Source organism: Microcoleus sp. PH2017_24_DOB_U_A, assembly GCF_020738205.1.
GTDB lineage: Bacteria > Cyanobacteriota > Cyanobacteriia > Cyanobacteriales > Microcoleaceae > Microcoleus.
Window position 1 is genome coordinate 1 of record NZ_JAEQCT010000187.1, and the last position, 5,481, is coordinate 5,481.

Genomic DNA, 5,481 nt, shown 5'->3' on the forward strand with positions numbered 1-5,481 from the left:
TTATTCCTGTAGTTTTAGGACTGTGGACTAAAATTACTAACGTAGATGTCTAACATTGACTACTTTTGGGTAGCTTTGTCCAGGTTTTTACGAGCGGTAGTCTTCCCAGTACCCGGGCTGCCGCGTACCAGATAAGAGCGCTGAGGAATCAGGCCGCCGTCAATTACTTCGTTGAGACCAGTAATTCCTACTGAAAGTCGGTTTTGAGACATTTGTTTGTTTATGTTTAGAATATCGGCTCGTATTCATATTTAATGGTTTGAGGGGCTGTTTTGATTGTTTGTTTACTGGGCGTCTGAGAACCTTCATGAAAAATATTTCGGCAGAAAATTACGTTAGCACACAAGAATTAGAGGGTATTGTCGGCACTGCTGGCATTTGTCTGCGGCAAGATATAGAGGCTTTTTGGCAAGAACGGGTAGAAAAAGCTGTTGCCCCAGGTACTTCAATAGCCTGTACCGTTTATCCCCATACTCAGGAAGAACTCGCCGCAGTGATTGCTTGTGCAGGGCGAAATCGCTGGGGACTCTTGCCGACAGGGAGTGGCAGCAAACTCGATTGGGGCGGTTTAGTCCAATTAGACTCCGATCCCCCCCAGCCCCCCTTAACAAGGGGGGAGCAAGATGTTGTCAAAGTCCCCCTTTTTAAGGGGGATTTAGGGGGATCTCCTGATGCAGGGGGGATCGTTGTGGTGAGTACGGCGCGCCTGAATCGGCTGGTAGAACACGCTGTGGGCGATTTAACGGTGACTGCGGAGGCGGGCATGAAGTTTGCCGATTTGCAGGAAATTTTAGGTAAAGCAGGTCAATTTTTGCCGATCGATCCAGCATATCCGCAACAGGCAACTTTGGGCGGGATTGTCGCTACTGCTGATACTGGTTCGCTGCGGCACCGCTACCGGGGCGTGCGCGATTTGTTGTTGGGAATTACGTTTGTGCGATCGGACGGTAAAATTGCTGTAGCCGGAGGTCGAGTTGTGAAAAATGTCGCCGGTTACGACTTAATGAAACTGTTGACCGGTTCCTACGGCACATTAGGCGTCATCAGTCAAGTAACATTCCGAGTTTATCCGCTGCCGGAATCATCGGGAACTGTCATACTGACAGGAGAAACTAATGCTTTAGCTGAAGCTGCTCAAATTTTATTATCTTCTGCTTTAACACCGACAGCCGTTGATTTGCTGTCACCACAGTTAGTAGAAAAACTGAGTTTGGGTAAAGGTTCGGGATTGGTAGTGAGGTTTCAAAGCATCGCCGAAAGCGTTAAACAACAATCCGCCCGGTTGTTGGAAGTTGGCGAAAAGTTGGGATTGCAAGGCACTAGCTGCGGCGAAAATGATGAGGATAAATTATGGCAAAGATTGCCAGAAACAGTCTGGAATTCTGGGAATAATTCAGCAATTATTTGCAAAATAGGCATCAGACCCTCGGAAGCAGTCAAGGCAATTAACGAGTTGCCGGTACAGGATGCTTTGATTCATGCGGGCAGCGGTTTAGGAGTTTTGCGGTTTGAGACTGCGACAGCCGAAACGCTGTTGCAGGTACGCAGGGCGTGCGAAGCTAAAGGCGGTTTTCTGACGGTTTTGGCTGCGCCAGCCCACATCAAGCAAGGGTTAGATGTTTGGGGCTATACTGGAAGTGCGATCGATCTAATGCGTCGCATCAAGCAAGAGTTTGACCCGGAGAATATTTTAAATTGCGATCGTTTTATCAGCGGTATTTAGTTTAAAGTTTGCAGTAAGGAGTTCAGTTTTTATTGAATCCCGGTCTAAATCATTATACCTCGACCATATTTATTGTGGAACAGGCATCCTGCCTGTTCAATACTGGTTTTTATGGAGATGTCTATTTGTGAACCAGATTTGTTTTTTAACGAACCGCGAAGGCGCAAAGACCGCAAAGGAAGAGAAAAGAAGAGAAGAGAAGTTTTTGTTTGCTTGATGGAGTTAGGCTGGCAATTTGAAAGGACTAAAGTCCTGACTACGAACCAAAATAATTAGGTAATATATTATGCAAACTTCCGAAAATTCTACAATTCCCAGCGACGACTTAAAACCTGCTAAAGAAAGCAATTTCCTAGCACAAAACCCCCACTTGAAAACTCTCGAAATCCCGGGTTTCGACGCCAACAATCCGCCAGATCCCAAATTGATCGATACTTGCGTGCACTGCGGTTTTTGCTTGTCAACTTGTCCGAGTTATCGGGTACTCGGCAAAGAAATGGATTCGCCCAGAGGCCGCATTTATTTAATGGATGCAATCAACGAAGGCGACGCACCTTTAAACGAAGCAACATCGCAGCATTTCGATACTTGTTTGGGCTGTTTAGCCTGCGTCACAACTTGTCCGTCGGGAGTTCAATACGACAAATTAATTTCCGCAACTCGCCACCAAGTTACCCGAAATCAAAAACGCACTTTTTCTGACAATGTAATTCGCACTCTAATTTTTAATCTCTTTCCTTATCCTCACAGATTGCGGCCTTTGCTGGTACCGCTGTTTCTTTATCAAAAATTAGGACTGCCAAAACTAATTCGCCAAACAGGTTTGCTGAAAAAAGTATTTCCTCGCTTGGCGGCGATGGAATCAATTTTGCCGAAAGTTACTGTCGATTCTTTCCGGGATAATTTACCAGAAGTCATTCCCGCACAAGGGGAGAAACGCTATCGAGTTGGGGTGATTTTAGGCTGCGTGCAGAGGTTGTTGTTCTCGCCAGTTAATGAAGCTACGGTGCGAGTTTTGACGGCTAATGGCTGCGAGGTTGTGATTCCGAAAAGTCAAGGATGCTGTGCTGCTTTGCCGGAACATCAAGGACAAGCGGAACAGGCAAAATCCTTGGCGAGACAAATGATTGACAGCTTTGAAAATACGGGCGTTGATTGTGTAATTATCAATGCTGCTGGGTGCGGCCACACTTTGAAAGAATACGGTCACATTTTAGCAGATGACCCGGATTATCGGGAGAAAGCTGAGAATTTTGCTGCTAATGTGAAGGACATACAAGAATTTTTGGCAACTGCGGGAATTACGGCGAAACTCAATCCTTTGACTGAGGGAGATTTGACGATTGTTTATCAGGATGCGTGTCATTTGTTGCACGGACAAAAGATTAGTTTGCAGCCGCGCCAGTTGTTGCAACAAATCCCTGGGGTGAAGTTGAAAGAACCTGTGGATGCTGCTTTGTGTTGCGGGAGTGCGGGGGTTTACAATATGCTTCAGCCGGAAATTGCGGATGATTTGGGAGTACAAAAGGTGGAGAATTTGCTGAATACTGGGGCTGAGTTGATTGCTTCTTCTAATCCTGGTTGTTCTTTGCAAATTAAGAAGCATTTGGAGTTGCAGGGGAAGGCTGTTACTTTGATGCACCCGATCGAGCTTTTGGATTATTCTATTCGTGGGGTGATGTTGCAGAGGCGTTAATTTGGTAAGGCGGGCGGTGTCCGCCATAGATGTCAACTTAAGCTCAAACCTAGTGCCAGACTGCTGTCTAAGAATTACGATCTCGCTCTCGTGGCGTCGCCGGAGAGCGAGAATCAGCCAAAAGCAAGATTTATCAAGAGTTTGAGGTGATTTTTTATACCAATGCGCCGTGTCGTGTCCCTAGCCGACACCTGTACCTGACTCACTTGAAAAGCGCTGTCATCGTAGAAATTTGTTAACCTAGTTCATTAAGAATCTCCATCCGTCTTTCCAATAGAGGTAAATTAATGGCAGAAATAGTAATTGACTTGGGCGAAGATGGTGAAATTCTGATTGATACGGCAGATAGTAACGGTTTAATTCAAGGAGATGAAGCGACAGAAAAGACAGGTTTCCGCGATACTTTACGCCAAACTGGTGAACAAGTAAAGGTAAATGCTCGTAAAGTGCTGAAACTTCCGCTTACCGGACTGGCAAAGGTTTTGATGGCTTCCCTACCAGAACCGTCGCCAAGCGATCGCTACGAACTTGAGCAGTTTTCAGTAGAATTTAATTTGGGCATCAAGACTGAAGCAGGTACTAACGTTGGTGCTGTAGCCAAGATTATGCCAGAGGGAGCATTAAAGTGTACATACACTTGGAAGCGCAAGCCTAATCCTGCAACTCCATCTTCTACAAGTCAAACTCCATAGCATTTTTACCCACCCTGTCTGATTGGGTGGGCTGCTTGATGGATATATAAATTCTCCATAGCTGACAATACAGTAGGGACACAACCATGCTCGTCTCTAAATCCGTGTATCTGTCTAGCACTACACCCCTGAATCGCTATAAGCTATCAGCAGAGATAAATTCAGCAGCAGAGCGCCATGCCAAAGCCCGACTTCAAACGAATTGAGCAGTACATCAAGAATGCCACCCTCAAAATTTTTGTCAACGGCGAATTTATAGGGACTGGTTTTTTCATTACCCGCGACGGCTATGTTTTGACTGCTTACCACTGCGTTGGTGCTGGGACAGGTAGCATTACACTGGAAAGTCCTTACGATGGTAAGTTCCCAGCCCAATTAGATCCTGACAAATCCCTCGCCCAATACGATTTAGCCATCCTCAAAGCCAACCATCAGCCGAGTCACTATTTACCATTGGGATATGCAGCCGAGAAAAATATCGGTGATGAAGTGGTAACAATTGGCTATCCAGCCAGTAATTTGTCTTACAACCAGGAGGTTGGCGTTTATAAGGGACATATTTCTAGATGGCGTGACGATGAATGTGTTGAGTTGTCAGAAGCTATTAAGGGCAAAGGACATAGCGGAGGTTCTGTTTATCACTATCCCAGCAGGCGAGTTGTTGGTGTGGTTACTGACAGATACTATGATCATGTGATGGCTAATTCAGGTGTAGCTACACGTCTCGATAAGCTGTTTGACAAATGGCTGGAGTTATCCGAAATTAACCAAGCCGCAGTTCAAATATGGGATAAAAGATTACAAACTTTCCAGACTAACGAACTCAAACACCGCATCTTTTTTGCGATGTTACCAGATGACAGCAACTATTATTCATTGCTGAATACCCTCCGCGAGGTTGTCGAAGATCGCTGGGGATGCCAATTAATGACGGCAAAAGATAGGCAGTATGGCGACAGCACCCTGGAAAATATCCGCTGCCACATGGAACAAGCCCATGCCTTTATTGCTGACATTAGTTCGGCTGACCCTGAAGTGATGTTTGTACTGGGTGCAGTTCAATTCTACTTGAGTCATTCTCCATCTATTTTGTTAGCTCAAGGTCAACCGAACTTACCTAAAAGTTTACAAGGGCGGATGGTTATTCGTTATGCTAGCGAAACTGCTGACTTAGCAAACTATCTTGATAGCGAATTAACGCGAATTGAAGTAATCAAGCAAATGCTAAACGCTCCTGAACGGGAGCATTTTCTCTCTATCAATAGATTGCAAACGGGAGCATCCCACTTTTGCAATCAGTATAAATACTCAGACAATTGTCTGTCTGACTAAGTTGATGGCATAATAGAAAGCAAATAAATTACCATAAT

The 5,481-nt window shown here is 45.2% G+C and carries 5 protein-coding genes; 4 read left to right on the top strand and 1 reads right to left on the bottom strand.

Annotation, left to right across the window (positions count from 1 at the left end; translation table 11 throughout):
* Window positions 1–59 precede the first annotated feature (59 nt).
* On the bottom strand, window positions 60–212 hold the full coding sequence (locus tag JGK07_RS32625) for an ATPase domain-containing protein (RefSeq protein ID WP_293180279.1): 153 nt from the start codon (window positions 210–212) through the stop codon (window positions 60–62).
* A gap of 95 nt (window positions 213–307) precedes the next feature.
* Between JGK07_RS32625 and JGK07_RS32630 the strand changes: the two genes are divergently transcribed.
* The 4 genes from JGK07_RS32630 (at window position 308) to JGK07_RS32645 (ending at window position 5,443) form a co-directional block, all read left to right on the top strand.
* Window positions 308–1,723, top strand: a complete 1,416-nt coding sequence (locus tag JGK07_RS32630) for an FAD-binding oxidoreductase (RefSeq protein ID WP_293180276.1) — start codon at window positions 308–310, stop codon at window positions 1,721–1,723.
* Between the two features lie 286 nt (window positions 1,724–2,009).
* Window positions 2,010–3,419: a heterodisulfide reductase-related iron-sulfur binding cluster gene (locus JGK07_RS32635; RefSeq protein ID WP_293180273.1), complete on the top strand. Its 1,410-nt coding sequence runs from the start codon at window positions 2,010–2,012 to the stop codon at window positions 3,417–3,419.
* Between the two features lie 287 nt (window positions 3,420–3,706).
* The gene (locus tag JGK07_RS32640) at window positions 3,707–4,111 is read left to right on the top strand and encodes a hypothetical protein (protein WP_293147696.1); all 405 of its coding nucleotides are present in this window, start codon (window positions 3,707–3,709) and stop codon (window positions 4,109–4,111) included.
* A gap of 177 nt (window positions 4,112–4,288) precedes the next feature.
* Entirely contained in the window at window positions 4,289–5,443 is a 1,155-nt protein-coding gene (locus tag JGK07_RS32645; protein ID WP_293243549.1) for a serine protease, read from the top strand.
* Window positions 5,444–5,481 lie beyond the last annotated feature (38 nt).

Excerpts from the sequence above, each read along its gene's own strand:
- JGK07_RS32635 (WP_293180273.1), top strand. The coding sequence starts at position 2,010 with ATGCAAACTTCCGAAAATTCTACAATTCCCAGCGACGACTTAAAACCT.
- JGK07_RS32640 (WP_293147696.1), top strand. The coding sequence starts at position 3,707 with ATGGCAGAAATAGTAATTGACTTGGGCGAAGATGGTGAAATTCTGATT.
- JGK07_RS32625 (WP_293180279.1), bottom strand. The coding sequence starts at position 212 with ATGTCTCAAAACCGACTTTCAGTAGGAATTACTGGTCTCAACGAAGTA.
- JGK07_RS32645 (WP_293243549.1), top strand. The coding sequence starts at position 4,289 with ATGCCAAAGCCCGACTTCAAACGAATTGAGCAGTACATCAAGAATGCC.
- JGK07_RS32630 (WP_293180276.1), top strand. The coding sequence starts at position 308 with ATGAAAAATATTTCGGCAGAAAATTACGTTAGCACACAAGAATTAGAG.